The sequence below is a fragment of the Pseudomonas sp. GYB4201 genome (assembly GCF_056312595.1).
The window spans coordinates 37,166-54,024 of the sequence record NZ_JBWGIG010000015.1 but is presented as its reverse complement, the minus strand read 5'-3'; the positions used below and the strand labels follow the sequence as shown (position 1 = coordinate 54,024).

Below are 16,859 nucleotides of genomic sequence, written 5' to 3'. Positions count from 1 at the left end.
GAAAGCTGAAACGGCGTGCCCTTATTTGCGCGCCATGTGCGCGGCCAGGCGCTCGACTTGGTCGAGGGCAAACTGCCGGTCCTCGGCGCTGAGCTTGTCGAGCAACGCCGCGAACGTCTGGGCTTGATCCTGCGCGCGGGGGCTGATGGCCACCAGCAGCTCGCCGGCCGAGCACTGGAAAATGTCCGCCAGCTGCAGCAGCTTGGTCACCGACAGATCGACCAGACCGCGCTCCAGGCGCGAGACCGCTTCGGCGCCAATCTCCAGGCGCTCGCCGACGTCTTCCTGGGTCAGTTGGCGGGCGCGGCGCAGCTGGGCCAACTGGCGACCGATGTAACGTAGGCTAGGCTGTTTGGCGGGCAACGGGACGATCTCCAATTCGACCCATATGGTTGACCATCAACTCGCGCATATGAACGCCCTGAAAGGTTGACTAACAACCTATCGGGGCGTATTTAGCTGAGAAAGTGCGGTACGACCTGTCAGCACAAGGAGGCAACATGGACCGTTCCAATGACGCCGACATGACGGCGCTGGAGATCAAGGCCTACGAGCTGTTCCTAGCGACTCACGTGGAGCCGGACAGCCTGCAGGCGAGGGAGGCGTTGGCCAGTTGGGTCAAGCAGAGCCCGGCGCATTGGCGGGCGTTCCGTGCCCTGGACCAGCACCTGTACGAGGTGGCCCTGCTGCTGGCGCATGCCCAGCACGAGCTCGCCCGCCAGCAGTAATCAAGGATTGCAGGAGCCGCGGTGGCTGCACGCCGGACAGGTGGCCGGCCCAGCGTGGGCCTCACGCTGAGCCGGCGCGACTCAACTGACGTCCACCTTCAATCGGTTTTGCGCGCGCCTTTCTTGCCGCCAGTCTTGCGCGCCGAGCCGTCGCCCTTGGCCGGCTCGCTGGCTTTCTCGCGCATAGTCACCGACGCCAGGCGGTGTGGCAGGATACCGATGCGCCGCGCTTCCACCTTGAACGTCACCCGCGCGTTGTCCTCGCTGTCCTCCCACTCGTCCTTGACCGTGCGGCCCTCGACCAGGATGCGCATACCCTTCTGAAACAGCGTGCTCCAGTGCTCGGCATCACGGTGCCAGAGTTCAACCGGCGCCCAGTAGCCGCCGCGATCCTCGTAGCCGCCTTCGCGCGGTACCGGGTTGTCGAAATACACGTTCAGCCGCAGCAGGCGCCGCGGCTCATCGGGGTTGGTGTTGAACTCTTGGAATTCGGGGGCGCTGCCGATGTTGCCTTCGCCGACAAACAGAGTGCTCATGGTTGCTGCTCCACGGTGGGGGGAGGGGAGTGATCGAAGAGGGTCTCGGCAGCCTCCAGCTTGATCGCGCTCGCCGTGGCGTGCCGGTGCAGCGAATGCAGGCTGCTCATTTGCAGGTTCAGGGTGATGCGGTTGACCTCAAGCTGCAGCAGCGCCTCGCGCACCGACTGCGCCAGGTGCGGCTGTGCCATCGCCCGCTCCCACACCAGCGCGCCCATGCGATTGAAATCACGGCTGCGCCAGCGTAGGAAGTTCGTGCCGGCCGCGCTGCGCTGCACCACCAGCCGCAGGTCCAGCAGCGAGAAGGGTGGCTGCGCCACGATCGCCAGCAACACGCCCATCAGCTCGGCGACCTGGGTTTCCAGGCGCAGCGCAGTATCGGCCAGTTTCTGCAGCTCCCCCTTACCCTTAAAAGGCTTTAAAAGGCCTTTTAGGGAGGCAGCCTGTTCGAACTGCCGATAGGCATCCGTTGACAGGCGACGGGCGATTGCCTCGGCCAGGGTCATGCCGCACCGCCTTCAGATTGGACGGTTGGTTCAGGCACCAACGGCTCGCTTGCCGGCTCATCCCCGAGATCCTCCTCCTGACGGACAGCGGGATGACGCACGGTCGGCGGGGCGAACTGCGAACGCCGCAGGCCTTCGAGGATGTCCTGCGGCGGCAGGCCAAATTTATCCACGGCATCGCGGGCGCGGGCATTGTTCGCCGCCATGTCATCGCGGCTGACGCCGGCCAGACGGTAGCGCTGCGCCAGGCCAAACAGGCTGCGGAGCAGGTGCGCACCGCGGTCTATCCAGATTTCCATGTCGCTGCGGCCGATCAGTGCCGTGTGATGGGCCAAGAGCACCCGCCGCACCAGGGTGTCGTAATCAGTGAGCAGGTAGACCGCAAGAAACCCAAGCTGGCTGCCGATAAACAGCGGCAAGGTCACCGGATGGATGTTGAGGTTATCGCCGATGTCGACTTGGCTCGGCAGGTCACGCTCCAGGCGCTCCACCTGTTCGCTCAGGGCGAGCATGTCGGTCTTGGCCAGCAGCAGTTTTTCTTCCAACTGCAGCATGAACCAGTCAGCGAAGGGGTCATCCTGGCCGCTGGCCTGCTTGAGCAGGTTGGTGACGCTGATGTAGCCGGCCATGCCCATGATCGCATGCACACCTTCGCGGGCCAGACGCCCCTGCCACAGGCGGGCGGCGTGATGGGTGTGCAGCGTGAGGGTGATGCTGCTGCGCAATGAGCCCAGGTTGAGTTGGTAGTGGTCGACCATCGCCGGTTCCTCGCCGTGGAGATGGCCCTACCTTGGTTGGTCTGGCAACGGTCGACAGCCATCAATGCGAAGGTGCTGGGCTCACATTGGGAGAGCCTACGGAACTACCTGGAATCGATTTCGTGAGCATGGTGTCCAGTGAGTACCAGGCAGTTGGTCGTGGGCATCGAGCCGCTATTTCCATGGCCCTGAATTCAAAGATCGACTTCACCCGCAGTAGCACAGGCTGGACGCGATTTGATGTGCATCGAATCTAAGGTGTTCCACTGGTGAGCCGACAACGCAGCTTCAGCTCTTCCAGGCATGCCAGCGCCAGGGGGGAGGCATTGCGATTGCTCATTGCCTTTGCTGCGTCGGTCGCAGGCACCGAAGCTCGAGCAGGCGCCACGGCCGGCGTTGGCCCAGTGACTTCGCCTCGGGCTGCCCACAGGGTGAACTCACCCCGACAGGCGCGTTTGATCAATCCCATCAGGTAGGCGATGGGTTTTCGGATCTCACCACGGGCGCAGCGCACCGACGCCTCATTGATGACCGCTTGGCGCTGTTTGGGATCGAGCTGGTGCAACGCCTGTGCCGCCATGCGCTGCTCCCCCAGGCTCAATTGCAGGCCGTCCGGCCATTGCGACGATCCGGCGCTTGGGGGCAGTACCGTACTTTTTTTGCTTTGTTCTTTTTGTACTGTACGCACCGCGCCTGGATTCCGAACGACTAAAGAATCCTGGGTGATGCCACTGGGTTCGGGATGCTCAGCCACGACCGCCGCGGCCCGAACGGGGTCCGGACTGGTCCGTTCGGAATCCTTCGGCGCGCCGGGTTCCAGCGCCAGAACCCGCTGCGGTGAGGTGGGCCACGCCACCTCAAGATCCTGCAGAGCATCATCGGACACAGCAGGGTCTGCGCGCAGTTCCTTGAGCACATGGTGGGCGACGTCGCGCACGCCTTTGGTGGCGTGGCCAAGGTCTTGCTTGATGAGCGCCACGTACTCGGTATCGCGGCCGATCGCTTCTGCGGGCGCCAGCGGGGCATCGTGCAGCTCGTAGACGCAACCCCGCAGGCAACCACGCTCGTCCCGCGCCCGTTCGACCAGGGTGAGCCAGCGCGTGACCCGCAGTACGTTCAAGGCCCGGGCGATGGTCTCACGCGAAGCTTGGGCGCCGCACGGGCTGGTGGCCAGATAGGGCTGCAGGTCCTCGTAGCGCGGCGCTCGCAGGTTCTGTTCGCCGACCAGCCAGCGCAGCACCTGCCAGGTATTGCGCTCCAGCGGGGTTAGGCGCCGATCCAGCAACAAAGCCAGTGGCATCGGGTCAGTGCCGTGGTAAACAAAGCCCGGCTCGCCAGCTTCAGCCGCCGGCATGGACGCCTGCTCGCCGGCCTGCCGCGCCTGCTCATGCTGCAACCGCTCCAGAACCTCATTGGACTGGCGCACGACATCACGCCAGTCGACGCTGTAGAACTTTAGCATGGCGTACCTCCATACAACTCGATCTGCTGCCACACCAACGTCAGGCTGATTTGCTGCTCCTCAGCCAGCATCATCATCGCATCGAGTGGGTCATTGTCCGGGTCGTCTGCCCGCAACTGGCTCCAGCGGTTCCAGAGGGCGTGCTCCTGAGCTTCGCTAAGCTGAATCGGTCGGCCTCGGTGCGTCTCGATCTGCAGCACCCGGCGACGCAATGCGGTTTCCGAATGATCCAGGCCAAAACAGCGGTACATGATGCTGGAACTGGCACCCAGCTTAAGGGCGCGGTTGATCAGGCGTTCGTTCTGCTCATCGCGTTCGGCCTGGATGATCAGCCGACGCAGAACCGTGAGATCGACCTTGATCTCCACCCAGGAGATGCTCGAATGTGCAAGGTGGGAGAGGGTGGTGGGCGGCAAGGACTGCAGTATCTTGATGTCCTCGTCGTCCAGGCCCAATGCCTTGCAGCGTTGCAAGCGGCCATGGTGCAGCTCATGCAGTACCTGGTTGAGCATGGCGTGGTTCAACAGATTGAAGGTCGTACTCATCGGGCACCTCCGGTTATCAGCGAGCGGGCGACAGCATTAGTTCGATCAAGCGTCGTGACGCGCGAACCAGCAAGAGGGCTTGTTCGAACTGGATATCGGGCAGACGCTCAAGCTTCTGTGTCAAAGCCGGGAGCCCCTGAAGGGGCAGGTCATACACGCCCGTCAGTAGTTGGCCAAACAGCGCCGCGGGTAACTGCTGGCGTTGCTCCTGGTTGACGTCATCGTGCAGGCGCAGCAAGGCCGCCAAAATCAGTTGGATACCGATGCCCCGGGTGTTTAGCGACGCTGCTGGTTGAGCACAGAGAATAAAGCCCAGCCCGGTCTCCGAGGCTTCGACCAAATGCCTAGCGTCGGCGTAACCGGCGAGCTCTGCCGCCAGCCCGAAGGAGTTGTTGCGCAATTGATCGACGTCAGTGAGTTCGTTGGGCAACTCTGCCAAGGCGTTCACTGAGCCCAGCCTGTTGGCCGGAAGGTGTTGGGGAGCTGGTAGCGCGGATGCGGTAGTAGAGGGAAGGGCCTCTCCCGAATCGACGTCAGGTTGCCCCCTGGCAGCTGCCGAGGTAAAGGTTGTTTCATTGCCGTCCAGTGTCGTGACAACCTTGCGTTCAGCGTGCTGCGCCGAGTGATCAGGTTCCAGGTCGGGACACCCCGATGATGACAGCGACTGAGGGAGAGGCTCTGGCGATAGCAGCGATGTTGACAACTGTGGAACGCTCACCCCATACGGCGGGTCCTGCAACAGTTCAAGCGCCAACAGCCGAGGTGAGCGCTCCAGCGCGGTCGCCATCTTGTCGAGGAGGGCGTCTTGCACCTCGCTGACGTCCAGTTCCCCAATCGCCTCGTCAAATCCGGTCAGGACGTCAAACCACAGCGGTCCAAAGCCACTCACGTCCGCTGCCAAACGATTCCAGGTGGCCTGTGCACGACTGCGCAAGGAGATGACGCGTTCGATGGCGTGCTTGCCGAGGCCTGCATACAGCCTTTGGGGAATGGCTGGCAGCAGATGAACCAAGGTGTCGAACATGCGACTGATGTGCGGCTGAGTGATCGGGTAGCCGTCCTTACGTAAGCGGCTCGCCAGTTCACGCTGGCTCAATGTTGTTCCTCCCTCCTGCAGCATATCCTTGGCCTTTGCCACTGCCATAGCCCTTTCAATGAAAGTCAGCGGGCCATGCAGGTCGCTTTCCGCCAGGTGGCCCAGCAAGGCATGGGTCTCTGATCGCCACGGCCGGAACAGGCAGGAAATGCGGAAAAAACGCTCGTCCCGCGTTTCCTGCCACAGTTCGCCCAGAATGCTCAAGCGCGTGTTACCGCCATTGCTGATGATGAAGTGGCGTTCGTGCGGCCGGCGGGTAATCGACGGCGGCTGGTCCAAGCCGCGTTCGCTGATGGACGCTTTAAGCTCCTCGTACAGCGGGTTGCGGATGAACCGAGGATTGTGGTCATACGGGCGCAGTTGCTCCAGTGTCACCACCATCGGTGTATCACAGGCAGGATCTGCCGGTTGCTCCAGGCTCGGCGTGCTGGGAAAGTGGGACTGCTGCAGCTTGCGGGTGATTTCCTCGGAGGTCGGTGTCTTCATGAGGGCAGCCCGGGTCAAGCCACGACCGTGGACGGACGCGGCATGGTGGTTGAAGAGTACTCAGGAAGCAGTCTTGCGCCTGTCCGAGCCGGTTGCAGTCCTGATCAGTTGACGGCGCCATTGCGGAAACAATTCCAAGGCCAGTTCGTGCATCACCTGGGCGGCAGGACACCCGCGGCTACCTCGCACGTGATGTGGCTCGACACGGTGTACTGGCATTCCCAAGGTGGCGGCATTCAGGTAGGCCACGCGATCGGGAATAACCGTGTCGCAGAGGCTGACGTGCACATCGTCCGCGAAGGTCGCCTGCAGACTCTGCATGATCAGGCGCGTGTCCCGGCGCTTGAAATCGACCTGGTTGAGCAGCAGTTTCACCGGCGGCAGCGACACCCCCAGGTGCCGATAGGGCTCCAATTCCTCGAACAGCCCCAAGGTGCCGCGGCGCAGCTCTCGCGCCGCGAGCATCTCGGGTGGCAAGGGGCACAACGCGCAGCCCGAGGCGAGGATGGCCATCTCGACGACGACGCTGCGCGCGCCTTGGGTGTCCACGACCAGCACGTCGTACTTATCGGCAAAGGCTGGCAGCAGGTTACGCAGGCGCAGACGCCCATCGGCGGCGTGCAGCAACAAAGTATTGAGGTGAGCAGCACGATCATTGGAAACAATCAGATCAAGGCCGGGGATCACCGTGGCGCTGATGATCTGGTCGGCCACGGTGAGGTTCTGCGCGATCAACTCGTAGCTGCCGGCGGGGCGGGGATGGGGCAGCGCATAGTAACTGGACAGCGTCGGCTGGTTGTCCAGGTCCAACAGCAGAACGCGCAGACCGGCGTCGGCCAGCAAACCACCCAGGTTGGCGGCCACGGTCGTCTTGCCCGCGCCGCCCTTGGTTGAGATCAGCGAGAGAACGTCCATGGCCTCAGTCCCGGATCGACAGGCGATCTTGCACCCACTGCTCGATTTCCAACGAGTCCCAACCCACCGCGCGGGTGCCAATGCGCCGGCACTGCGGAAACATCCCCGCTTTCATCAGGTTGTAGATGTGCGAGCGCTTGAAGCCAGTTTTTTGTTCGACCTCGTCACGGCGCATGATGTGGCGATCGGCGGAGGCGATGATGACGGTAGATTGCATGATGTCACTCCTTAGCGTCGTTTGGCGCGTGGTGGGATGTGACACTCATTCAATAACCAGAACGGATGGATGTCATTGCCAGGCAATGGAGCCTATTGCCTGGCAATAACGTGAAAGCCTCAACCTGCCTGGGCCAAGCGCTGTCGGGCAGCCGCAAATTTCCGATCAAGGGTACGTTTGCTTATGCCTGGAAGGTGCGAGTAATGTTCGACTATGGCGTCTACGAATGCCGTTTGGGTTTTGTACACCGACAGCGATTGGCCAGAAGGCGATTTTCCCACGATCAACTCAAGCATCGAACCAATGATCACTTGCAGCACATAGAGGGTCGATTCGGAGGGCATCTTGAAGGTTTCCATCTGGGTGGACAGCATGTCGCGCTCTATACCTTGGGCCCTCAGTTCGGCGAGCAGCGTTGAGTGTTCAGCATGGAGCTGGTCGAATTCGCGCTTCAAGGTATCGAACGCTGCCTGTTGGGCCAAATAGGTACCAAGACTGATGCATTGGCTGTGGTCATTGCTTGCATCGAACAGAAAGTCGGGTTTGTCCTCGGGTGAGAATCGCAAAGCCCAAAATCGGAGATCGGAGTGCCTTAATTGCACGGTACATGCGCCACTCCGTGCTGGAAATGTAATCGGGTGGCCTAGATACCAGGCGGGAAGTTCGTGACAGTCGATCGCATCGCATAAACGTTCTAGGTAAACATGTAAGGTGGGCCAATGCTCCGAGTAATACAGTAGTTTCTCCGGATGCTCGAAAGCAGTATGGAGAATTTCTTTTTCGTATACGGTGAAGTGGCCCCACCGGATTGCAACGTCTACCGGAGTGTAATAGTTTCTGGCAAAGGGCATGGTTACGTCCCTCAAATTGTTGTTGCTGTCATCCCTGATGCGAACGAAAAAAAGCGCCATTCCTGGCTCGCGCGCATACTGCATATGAGGGTGGTTCTTGAGAGCTCGCCCGAGCTGATCCAAGGGGCCCTGGCATTGAGTTCACTTCACTGGACTAAAAAATTGGATCCTCGTTCTGCGCGCTTTGTAACCGTGTGGATACATGCAGGGGTTTACGGTTGGGGATTTCGTACGCTAACCGCTGACAGACAGCCAAATCTTCGGATTATCAATGGCTTGGTTTGCTTCTGGTGAGCATGCTTGTCATCGTGCTTTGTAACATCCCGTTACAAAATGGCCGTTTGAATTGACTGAGTGAGGTGGCGCCTTCCTACTGTTAACTCGGTACATCGCCAATCAGGCACGCTGATGAAAAATGTCCATTTTGATCAGCGCGATGGCTACAGATCGTGTGTGACTGAGTCAATGAAAGCTTCGATCAGCACCCTCCATCGCCACCTAAGTGACGTAACCGCGGAGGAGGAATGAGAAGTGCCCAGCATGCTTTCACCTGCTGAACGATAGGAAGTGCCTGGGCAGGGGATGGTGGAATGACACCAACATCGCCATAACGGATATTCACGCGTTCTTCTTAGCTCTCTGCGCTGGAGTGCTCTCTTGAAAATTTTCTATGCTGGCGTAGAAAATGCAGCCCACCAGACGAGCGAAAAGCGTCAACGTCTCGACCAGGTCCGGGTCGTCAAACAACGCCGCGCGCGTGTCCAGGGCGCACAGTGCGCCGAATAGCGTGCCGTCTGGAAGCATGATCGGCACTCCCGCGTAGCTCTCGATGGCGTAGCGTTTGACGATGGGCCGTTCGCGGAGCTGTTCGTCATCACTCACCTTCGGCAAGAACAGCGCATGCGGGTTATTTCTGAACTCGCTGCACACAGTGGTCTCGATATCCACCGCATCCCCTGCTTCGATGCCGAACTGGGTGGGGTCATAGACCGAACACACCACCCATTCGCGGTCGGTGAACTTGGCGATGCCGGCGAAACGCAGCGTCGTCAGGCGGGTCACCAGCCGCAGGATGTTGGTGGTCGCCTCAATTTCCGCAATGGCAGCGCGTTCTGCTGCAGTCAGCAGGTTGCTCACAGATAACGGGGTATTGCTCATGGCTGGTTCCTGTCCCTGGAGAGGCCCCCTGTTTAAGAGGCGTTGTCATTGCTGCACGGCTTGTACCGAACCGCCATCGACACGCACGTTGCTGCCATTGATGAAGGAAGCCCGCTGCGATACCAGCAAGGCGATGACGGCCGCCACCTCTTCGGGCTGTCCTCTGCGCTGCTGCACGATGCCGGGGCGCTCTTGACGCAGGAAACTCTCGATGGCCTGTTCGAATGAGACACCCAGCTCCTGCGCACGCTGGCGCATCATGGCATTGGTCATGCCCGTCTCGATGAAAGCCGGGGCTACCGTATTGCACAATACACCGTGTTTAGCTTCCTGGTAGGACAGGTTTTTCACGAAGGCGGCGAGGGCGGCCTTGGCGACGTTGTACACCGCCTCCTCATGGTACGGTTGTGCGGCGTTCTCCGAAGTGATGCACACAAATCTTCCCCATCCGCGCGGGCGCATGCGTGGAATAGTGGCGCGGGCGACGCGCACCGAGGAGAAAAAGTCGGTCTGCCAGGCTTCCTCGTAATCAGCATCGCTGAGCTCCAGTGGATCGCCCTTGGCGCCGGTGACGCCTGCGGTATGCACGACGATATCAATCTTGCCAAAACGCTCTTCCCCCAGGGCCACCACGCGCTCGATGGCTCGCTGGTCGGTGATATCGGCAGGTACCACGAGGTTTTCTGCTCGTAAGTCGGCAGAGAGCAACTGCACTGCCTGCTTATCGCGATCGGTGAGCACCAGCAGCGCACCTTCCTCGCTCAGCAGTCGGGCAGTGGCTCGGCCAATGCCACCGCCGGCGCCGGTGACCAGCGCGACGCGCCCCTTGATTCCAAGATCCATAGTCACCTCTCTGTTGTCTCGAAAGACGGCAGCGCGTCGCGGCGCAACGCCTGCCGCGTCAGGTTAGGGCAGTGGATTGCCGCCTGTGACGCCGAACACCTCGCCGGTGATGTAGCTTGACTCTTGGCTCGCCAGCAGCACATAGAGGGGCGCGCACTCAGCAGGTTGGCCAGGTCGCCCCATCGGTGTTTCCGTGCCGAACTCGCGGATTTTTTCCTGAGGTTGGCCGCCGGAGGGTTGCAATGGGGTCCAGAACGGCCCGGGGGCTACGGCGTTTACACGAATGCCTTTGCTGATGACCTGCTTGGCCAAGGCTTTGGTGAAGGCCACGATGGACGATTTGGTGGGCGCGTAATCTAGCAACGTTTCCGAAGGCTGGTGGGCTTGGATCGACGCGGTGTTGATGATGGTTGCGCCGGCTGGCAAGTGAGGCAATGCCGCCTTGCATAGCCAGAACAATGCGTAGACGTTGGTCTTGAAGGTGGCGTCGAACTGCTCGGTGGTGAGCTGGGCAATGTCTTTTTGGGCGGTTTGCTTGCCAGCGACATTCACCAGGATATCAAGCCCGCCCAAGGCTTGGACTGCCTGGCTGATCAGCGTGGTGCAAAAAGCCTCATCCTTGAGGTCGCCGGGCAGCGTTACCGCCTTGCGCCCCTCCGCCTGGATCAGCTCCACCACCTCCTGCGCATCTGACTCCTCTTCCGGCAGGTAGCTGAGCACGATGTCGGCGCCCTCACGCGCAAAGGCAATGGCTGTGGCGCGTCCGATGCCCGAATCGGCGCCGGTAATCAACGCCTTGCGACCGGCCAGCCGGCCAAACCCCTTGTAGCTGGTTTCACCATGATCGGCCTTGGGCTGCAGAGCGTGCACACTGCCCGGTGCCGGTTGGGGTTGTTGTGGAAACGGCGGGGCCGGGTACTGGGTCAGCGGATCCTGCATGCGGTACTGGTTTTCAGTGGTCACGGAGTTTCCCTCAAGTGGATGGTCAAGGCTGCTAGCCTGTGACAGTGGGCGTGTCATGAGGGTGGAGAGCGCTGGAGAGGGGATCGTTCATTTTTTCTGGCCGGCAATGCTGTGGGCACAGGAGGTCTGCGGGCGAAAGGTGCGCTGAACGACCACCCCATGCTTTTGTCGGATAAACGTCGAACTGCGGTAGGAAAACAGACCATGCTTGGACGCAAACTGATGGAGTCTTCGCAAAGTCTGCTCGGCGACGGCGCATTGCCACGCGGACCTAGCAACTCGAAAGTCTTTCGTTTGACCATGGCGTTCATGGCGCTGGTGGTCGTGACCTTCATCGGTGTCGAGGGCTGGCGCGCGGAACGTGACTATCACCGTGCGTATGCTGTGGCGCAGGACTCGGTCAGCAACCTTGCGCGCGCTACCGCCCAGCATGCCGAGGACGCCGTCCGCGAAGTCGATGTGGTGACGGCGGGACTGCGTGAGCGTTTGGAAGGCGATGGACTGGGCAGCATCGATACGCCACGTATCCAAGGCCTGCTAAGGGAGCAAACGCTGCTGATGCCCCAACTGCAAGGGTTGTTCATCTACGGCCCGTCCGGCAATTGGATTGCCACCAGCCAGTACATTACCCCCGAAACCGCTAACAACGCGGATCGTGATTACTTCAATTACCATCGCACCCACGCCAGCCGCGATATTTTGATTGGCAAGCTGGTGAAAAGCCGGACCTCTCGCGAGCTGGTCATACCGGTATCTCGTCGCCTGGACAACCCCGATGGCTCGTTCGGGGGCGTGCTGCTGGGTACGCTCAAGCTCAGCTATTTTCTGGATTACTACGGTGATTTCCAATTGGACGACAAAGGCGCTTTGGTGCTGGCACTGCGCAGTGGCGAGGTGTTGGTGCGCCGTCCGTTCATGTCCCCGGCGGCAGACCTGAGTCTGGCGGAAAGTGAGATTTTCAAGCGTTACCTGCCCATATCTAACAAAGGCGTTGCCGAGGTGATGGCCGTAATCGACAACACGCCGCGGCTATACGCCTACAGAGCGCTCGCCTCCTACCCGTTGGTGGTGGAAGCAGGTTTGTCGTTGGAGTCCATCGTGGGGCCTTGGCGCCACGATTTGTTCAAATCAGCGGCAGTGCTGTTGATCCTGCTGGCCGGGTTAAGTGGTTTCGGCGTCATCGTTCTGAATCAGCTACGCGGCCGCATGGCCTTGGAGAAAGAAATCAGGCTGGCCCATCAGGCGATTCGCGACATGGCGTTGACCGATAGCCTGACCGGCCTGGGCAATCGAGGCAAGCTGGACTTGACGCTGACCCGCGAAGTCGAGCGTGCCAGGCGTGAGCAGACCCCTATCGCCCTGGTGATGTTGGATGTCGATTACTTCAAGCGATTCAATGACCGCTATGGTCATCCTGCCGGAGACGCGTGCTTGCGGCAGGTGGCTGCAACCATCCAGGCGACACTGAAACGACCGGTCGATATGGCTGCTCGTTTTGGCGGTGAAGAGTTCACGGTGTTACTGCCTGACACCGACCTGGCAGGCGCCTGCGCGATCGCCGAGCAGATCCTTCAGGCCATCCGCACGCTGGGGATAGAACACTTGGATCACCCGCAACAACAGGTCACTGCCAGCGCCGGTGTTTGCTGCCGCAGGCCGGCGCTTGAGTTCGCGAGCCCCGCCAGTATGATCGCTGCCGCTGATGCCTGCCTGTACATGGCCAAGCGTCAAGGCAGGGATCAATGGTGCTGCGAAGTCGGCCATGAGGCACTGACGCCTTCAAAGGTGTAGGTGATCACCTCAGGGAGTCCGGGGATGTGCGGGGTTGGCACCACTCGTCTGCGCTGGTGCTGATTACTTGAACGATGGTGAGGTGTGCCGGGACTGATACTGCATGGTCAGCGAACTCGCCAGCCAAGCACCGGAGATCACCATGAAAGCAATCGTCTATAACGGACCGCGCGATGTGAGCATTCAAACCGTGCCCGACGCCAGGATTGAGAAGGCCACCGACGTGCTGGTTCGCGTGACCACTACCAATATTTGTGGTTCCGACTTGCATATGTACGAAGGGCGTACCTCGTTCGAATCCGGGCGAGTATTTGGGCATGAGAACCTGGGGGAGGTCATCGAAGTCGGTGCTGCGGTAGAGCGAATCAAGGTGGGTGACAGGGTCTGTCTGCCCTTCAACATCGGCTGTGGATTCTGTGAAAATTGCGAGAAGGGCCTGACCGGCTTCTGTTTGACCGCCAACCCGGGCAGCGCAGGCGCCGCTTATGGCTTCGCCGAGATGGGACCCTACCAGGGCGGGCAGGCGGAATTGCTCCGTGTGCCCTTCGCAGACTTCAATTGCCTGGTACTGCCGGAGGACGCCCAGGAGCGTGAAGACGATTACGTGATGCTGTCGGACATCTTCCCCACCGGTTGGCATGCTACCGAACTGGCCGGCTTGCAACCTGGTGAAAGCATCGCCATTTACGGCGCCGGGCCGGTGGGCTTGATGGCGGCTCATTCGGCAATGATCAAAGGCGCGTCCCAAGTGTTTGTGGTCGACAATCACCCGGACCGTTTGCGGCTTGCGGCACAATTGGGTGCCACGCCCATTCATTCCCTCGAACAAGAGGCCGTGGACCAGATTCTCCACCTGACCGATGGCAGAGGCACGGATCGCGGGTGCGAGTGTGTGGGTTACCAGTGTTGCGATCGGCACGGCCACGAGGCCAACCACCTGACCATGAACAACCTGGTGGCATCGACCAAGGCCACGGGCGGTATCGGTGTGGTCGGGGTATTCGTGCCACAGGACCCGGGGGCGAAAAACGAGTTGGCTAAAGAAGGCAAGATGGCCTTTGACTTTGGCGCCTTCTGGTTCAAAGGGCAGCAGATTCGTACCGGGCAGGCCAACGTCAAAGCCTACAACCGCCGACTCGCGGCCCTTATCCACCACGGACGGGCCACCCCTTCGCAGATCATCTCTCATCGGCTAAAGCTTACCGATGGCCCTGATGCTTACCAGCATTTTGATGCGCGTGACGAAGGCTGGACTAAGGTGGTGCTCAAACCTGGGGCGTAACGATCCCGGGCTGACCGGTTGCAGTCAGGTGAATGAGGTCCTGGAGAGTCGAACTTGCCCACTGGCCTGCGTTCCTATGCCAAGGTGCCACCATCGTGGTGCCTTTCAGCATTGCAGTCCGGGGCGCTTCATGAGTACCAGCGAGATCCACCGTCTTCAAGCCGAGATTGCCAGGCTCACGCAGCAATTGGCTGAAGCTGAGCATCGGCTTGCTACCGATCAGCAACCCGGCGCGCAGGCGCTAAAGGCCAGCCAGCGTCGCTATCAGCGCCTGCTGGACTCCATTGATGAAGGGTTCTGTATCATCCGTATGCGCTTCGACGAAAACGGAACGCCTGCAGATTACCAATTCATCGAGACCAATCGCGCTTTCCAATCGCATACGGGCCTGCAAGACGCCTGCGGCAAGTGGATGCGTGAACTGGCGCCTGATCATGAGCAGCACTGGTTCGATATCTACGGCGAGATTGCCAAAAGCGGCAAGGCCGCCCGTTTCGAACAGCGTGCCGAAGCCCTGAATCGCTGGTACGACGTGCGGGCCTCGGCCGTGGGCAACGATGGCGAACTGGTTGCCCTGCTGTTCAGTGACATCAGCGCCCAGCGTCAGGCCCAAGAGGCTTTGCGGAAAAGCGAGGCATACTGGCGAGGCATATTCGAGAACCTCAATGATGGCTTGGTGCTGGGCGAGTTGATCCGCGACGCCGAAGGCCGGGCCGTGGACTGGCGCTACCTCGATGTCAATCGCGCCTGGGGCGACAAGGTGGGCATCGATCCTGCGAGCACCAAGGGAAAAACAGTCCGGCAGGTATTTCCATCCGTGGAGACCTTCTGGATCAGTGGGCCGGCAGAGGCCGTCGCGCTCGGTGAGTCTATCGCGTTCAACCACCAGGTGGGCAATGTCCGTCGCTGGTACGAGGGTCGGATCCACCCGCTGAGTGGTGACAGGTTCACGATCATTCTGCAGGACGTCACCGAGTTCTACATCTCGACGGCGCGCCGCAGTGCGCTGCTGGAGTTAGGGGATCATCTGCGCGAGCTCAGTACCGACGCGGCCATGGCGAACGCCGCCACCACCGCAGTGGTCAGGGCGCTGAATGTCGAGGGGGCGTATTACCTGGCGTTGGATGACCGCGGTAGCGCTTCGCGGGTCGCGGCGTCGGGCACCGAACTGCTCGAGCCCGCGCTCATCGCGATGCTGCCTTGCACGCAATGGTTCGCCGTTGACGACCTTGGACGAGACCCCAGGACCCGAGCCTGGAAGGGCGATGCGCCCTTGGCGGTGATGAATATCCCGATTCTGGAGAAAGGCCGCGCGATTGCCTCGCTGCTGATTTTCACGCGCGCAGAGCATACGTGGAGCGAGTCGGAATCGCGGTTTGCCCGCGATATTTTGGAACGCACCAACAGCGCGGTCGCGCGTAAACGGGCCGAGGAGGAGTTGCGCAATCTCAATGCTTCGCTTGAGCAGACTGTCTTGCATCGAACAGAGGCGCTGCTGCATTCAGAAGCGCAGTTGCGCCAGGCGCAAAAAATGGAGGCGGTCGGCCAGTTGACGGGCGGCATCGCTCACGACTTCAACAACCTGCTCACAGGCATATCCGGCAGCCTGGAGATGATGCAGAACCGTATCGCCCAGGGTCGCATCACCGAGCTGGACAAGTATCTGTCGGCCGCCCAGGGCGCTGCGCGTAGGGCTGCGTCCCTGACCCATCGGCTCCTGGCTTTTTCGCGCCGCCAGACGCTTGACCCCAAGGCGACCCATGTGGGGCGTTTGGTGGACGGCATGAAGGAACTCATCGCCAGAACGGTCGGGCCGTCCATCGAAACCCGGATGCGGACGGCCAATGATGTCTGGCCGGTATACGTGGACGCCAACCAGCTTGAAAACGCTCTGTTGAACCTGTGCATCAACGCCCGGGATGCCATGCCCGATGGCGGCAGGCTGACCGTTGATGCGGGTACGTGCACGCTAGACGCCCGCTGCGCAGCGGCCTTGGACCTGCCTCAGGGCGATTACGTGTCGTTGTCGGTGTGCGACACGGGCACCGGCATGCCGCCAGACGTGGTCGCCAAGGCATTCGAGCCGTTCTACACCACAAAGCCTATCGGCATGGGCACCGGCCTTGGCCTGTCGATGATTTATGGCTTTATTCGTCAATCGGGTGGCCAGGCGAAAATCGATTCGCAGGTAGGTCAGGGCTCGACCGTAAGCTTGTACCTGCCGCGGCATAGGGGAGAGGACGCTGCCGTCGAACCTTCACGAGTTCCCGCGATGCCCAAGGCCGGGGAGGGCGAGACGGTGCTGGTGGTCGATGATGAACCCAGTGTCCGCGTGTTGGTGATGGAAATACTGGAGGAACTGGGATATCACGCGATTGAGGCTGCCGACGGGCCCTCCGGGCTGCGGGTGCTTGAGTCCAGTGCCCGGATCGATCTGCTGGTGTCTGATGTCGGCTTGCCGGGTAACATGAACGGCCGGCAAATGGCGGACGCTGGCCGAGTGATCCGGCCGCAGCTCAAGGTGCTGTTCATTACTGGATACGCCGAGCAAGCCGTGATTGGTAGCGGCGATCTGGACGCAAATATGCACATCATGACCAAGCCGTTTTCGGTGGAGGCGCTGGCCGTGCGGATCAAAAGCCTGATGGATGCGTGCTGAACTCAGGCAAACAGCAGGCAGAAAAATCAAACTTACAGGGCTGGGGGCTTTCTGCTGTAGACA

Annotated in this window: 17 protein-coding genes; 4 read left to right on the top strand and 13 right to left on the bottom strand. The window is 60.7% G+C overall.

The window, feature by feature from the left end:
• Positions 1–21: 21 nt before the first annotated feature.
• Positions 22–363 (bottom strand): helix-turn-helix domain-containing protein, encoded by a 342-nt coding sequence (locus AC0Z2B_RS16020; protein WP_476297927.1) that lies wholly within the window; start codon positions 361–363, stop codon positions 22–24.
• A 137-nt stretch (positions 364–500) separates the two neighbouring features.
• Here AC0Z2B_RS16020 and AC0Z2B_RS16015 point away from each other — a divergent pair, with 137 nt between their 5' ends.
• Positions 501–728, top strand: coding sequence for a hypothetical protein (locus tag AC0Z2B_RS16015; protein ID WP_476297925.1), 228 nt, complete (start codon positions 501–503; stop codon positions 726–728).
• 98 nt (positions 729–826) lie between these two features.
• Here AC0Z2B_RS16015 and AC0Z2B_RS16010 read toward each other — a convergent pair whose 3' ends face one another.
• From AC0Z2B_RS16010 to AC0Z2B_RS15955, 12 genes are all read right to left on the bottom strand, one after another.
• Positions 827–1,264 carry a single-stranded DNA-binding protein gene (locus tag AC0Z2B_RS16010; protein WP_476297923.1) on the bottom strand — a complete coding sequence of 146 codons (438 nt, stop codon included), beginning with the start codon at positions 1,262–1,264 and terminating at the stop codon, positions 827–829.
• Positions 1,261–1,770 (bottom strand): DUF3158 family protein, encoded by a 510-nt coding sequence (locus AC0Z2B_RS16005; RefSeq protein WP_475503295.1) that lies wholly within the window; start codon positions 1,768–1,770, stop codon positions 1,261–1,263. Before AC0Z2B_RS16005 ends, AC0Z2B_RS16010 begins: the two co-directional genes overlap by 4 nt.
• Entirely contained in the window at positions 1,767–2,528 is a 762-nt protein-coding gene (locus AC0Z2B_RS16000) for a PFL_4669 family integrating conjugative element protein (RefSeq protein WP_475503294.1), read from the bottom strand. The genes AC0Z2B_RS16005 and AC0Z2B_RS16000 overlap by 4 nt, the downstream gene beginning before the upstream one ends.
• Positions 2,529–2,781: 253 nt before the next feature.
• A complete protein-coding gene (locus AC0Z2B_RS15995) occupies positions 2,782–3,990 on the bottom strand; it encodes an STY4528 family pathogenicity island replication protein (protein ID WP_476297920.1) in 1,209 nt (402 codons plus the stop codon).
• Positions 3,984–4,535, bottom strand: coding sequence for a DUF2857 domain-containing protein (locus AC0Z2B_RS15990; RefSeq protein WP_476297918.1), 552 nt, complete (start codon positions 4,533–4,535; stop codon positions 3,984–3,986). Before AC0Z2B_RS15990 ends, AC0Z2B_RS15995 begins: the two co-directional genes overlap by 7 nt.
• A gap of 16 nt (positions 4,536–4,551) precedes the next feature.
• On the bottom strand, positions 4,552–6,117 hold the full coding sequence (locus AC0Z2B_RS15985; protein WP_476297916.1) for a ParB family protein: 1,566 nt from the start codon (positions 6,115–6,117) through the stop codon (positions 4,552–4,554).
• Positions 6,118–6,177: 60 nt separating this feature from the next.
• Complete coding sequence (locus AC0Z2B_RS15980) at positions 6,178–7,032, bottom strand: ParA family protein (RefSeq protein ID WP_476297915.1); 855 nt, start codon at positions 7,030–7,032, stop codon at positions 6,178–6,180.
• Positions 7,033–7,036: 4 nt separating this feature from the next.
• Positions 7,037–7,249, bottom strand: a complete 213-nt coding sequence (locus AC0Z2B_RS15975) for an AlpA family transcriptional regulator (RefSeq protein ID WP_476297913.1) — start codon at positions 7,247–7,249, stop codon at positions 7,037–7,039.
• A gap of 119 nt (positions 7,250–7,368) precedes the next feature.
• A complete protein-coding gene (locus AC0Z2B_RS15970; protein WP_476297911.1) occupies positions 7,369–8,184 on the bottom strand; it encodes a hypothetical protein in 816 nt (271 codons plus the stop codon).
• A gap of 534 nt (positions 8,185–8,718) precedes the next feature.
• Complete coding sequence (locus tag AC0Z2B_RS15965; protein WP_475503288.1) at positions 8,719–9,258, bottom strand: GAF domain-containing protein; 540 nt, start codon at positions 9,256–9,258, stop codon at positions 8,719–8,721.
• Between the two features lie 45 nt (positions 9,259–9,303).
• On the bottom strand, positions 9,304–10,101 hold the full coding sequence (locus AC0Z2B_RS15960; RefSeq protein WP_476297909.1) for an SDR family NAD(P)-dependent oxidoreductase: 798 nt from the start codon (positions 10,099–10,101) through the stop codon (positions 9,304–9,306).
• Between the two features lie 63 nt (positions 10,102–10,164).
• The gene (locus tag AC0Z2B_RS15955; protein ID WP_476297907.1) at positions 10,165–11,064 is read right to left on the bottom strand and encodes an SDR family oxidoreductase; all 900 of its coding nucleotides are present in this window, start codon (positions 11,062–11,064) and stop codon (positions 10,165–10,167) included.
• A gap of 204 nt (positions 11,065–11,268) precedes the next feature.
• Here AC0Z2B_RS15955 and AC0Z2B_RS15950 point away from each other — a divergent pair, with 204 nt between their 5' ends.
• From AC0Z2B_RS15950 to AC0Z2B_RS15940, 3 genes are all read left to right on the top strand, one after another.
• The gene (locus AC0Z2B_RS15950) at positions 11,269–12,855 is read left to right on the top strand and encodes a sensor domain-containing diguanylate cyclase (RefSeq protein ID WP_476298073.1); all 1,587 of its coding nucleotides are present in this window, start codon (positions 11,269–11,271) and stop codon (positions 12,853–12,855) included.
• A 142-nt stretch (positions 12,856–12,997) separates the two neighbouring features.
• Positions 12,998–14,137: a glutathione-independent formaldehyde dehydrogenase gene (locus tag AC0Z2B_RS15945; protein ID WP_476298071.1), complete on the top strand. Its 1,140-nt coding sequence runs from the start codon at positions 12,998–13,000 to the stop codon at positions 14,135–14,137.
• 130 nt (positions 14,138–14,267) lie between these two features.
• Positions 14,268–16,796, top strand: coding sequence for an ATP-binding protein (locus tag AC0Z2B_RS15940; protein ID WP_476297905.1), 2,529 nt, complete (start codon positions 14,268–14,270; stop codon positions 16,794–16,796).
• The last annotated feature ends 63 nt before the right edge of the window (positions 16,797–16,859 follow it).

Excerpts from the sequence above, each read along its gene's own strand:
- AC0Z2B_RS15950 (WP_476298073.1), top strand. The coding sequence starts at position 11,269 with ATGCTTGGACGCAAACTGATGGAGTCTTCGCAAAGTCTGCTCGGCGAC.
- AC0Z2B_RS16000 (WP_475503294.1), bottom strand. The coding sequence starts at position 2,528 with ATGGTCGACCACTACCAACTCAACCTGGGCTCATTGCGCAGCAGCATC.
- AC0Z2B_RS15960 (WP_476297909.1), bottom strand. The coding sequence starts at position 10,101 with ATGGATCTTGGAATCAAGGGGCGCGTCGCGCTGGTCACCGGCGCCGGC.
- AC0Z2B_RS15940 (WP_476297905.1), top strand. The coding sequence starts at position 14,268 with ATGAGTACCAGCGAGATCCACCGTCTTCAAGCCGAGATTGCCAGGCTC.
- AC0Z2B_RS15980 (WP_476297915.1), bottom strand. The coding sequence starts at position 7,032 with ATGGACGTTCTCTCGCTGATCTCAACCAAGGGCGGCGCGGGCAAGACG.
- AC0Z2B_RS15990 (WP_476297918.1), bottom strand. The coding sequence starts at position 4,535 with ATGAGTACGACCTTCAATCTGTTGAACCACGCCATGCTCAACCAGGTA.
- AC0Z2B_RS15970 (WP_476297911.1), bottom strand. The coding sequence starts at position 8,184 with ATGCAGTATGCGCGCGAGCCAGGAATGGCGCTTTTTTTCGTTCGCATC.
- AC0Z2B_RS15985 (WP_476297916.1), bottom strand. The coding sequence starts at position 6,117 with ATGAAGACACCGACCTCCGAGGAAATCACCCGCAAGCTGCAGCAGTCC.
- AC0Z2B_RS15965 (WP_475503288.1), bottom strand. The coding sequence starts at position 9,258 with ATGAGCAATACCCCGTTATCTGTGAGCAACCTGCTGACTGCAGCAGAA.
- AC0Z2B_RS16005 (WP_475503295.1), bottom strand. The coding sequence starts at position 1,770 with ATGACCCTGGCCGAGGCAATCGCCCGTCGCCTGTCAACGGATGCCTAT.
- AC0Z2B_RS15975 (WP_476297913.1), bottom strand. The coding sequence starts at position 7,249 with ATGCAATCTACCGTCATCATCGCCTCCGCCGATCGCCACATCATGCGC.
- AC0Z2B_RS16010 (WP_476297923.1), bottom strand. The coding sequence starts at position 1,264 with ATGAGCACTCTGTTTGTCGGCGAAGGCAACATCGGCAGCGCCCCCGAA.
- AC0Z2B_RS15945 (WP_476298071.1), top strand. The coding sequence starts at position 12,998 with ATGAAAGCAATCGTCTATAACGGACCGCGCGATGTGAGCATTCAAACC.
- AC0Z2B_RS15995 (WP_476297920.1), bottom strand. The coding sequence starts at position 3,990 with ATGCTAAAGTTCTACAGCGTCGACTGGCGTGATGTCGTGCGCCAGTCC.
- AC0Z2B_RS16015 (WP_476297925.1), top strand. The coding sequence starts at position 501 with ATGGACCGTTCCAATGACGCCGACATGACGGCGCTGGAGATCAAGGCC.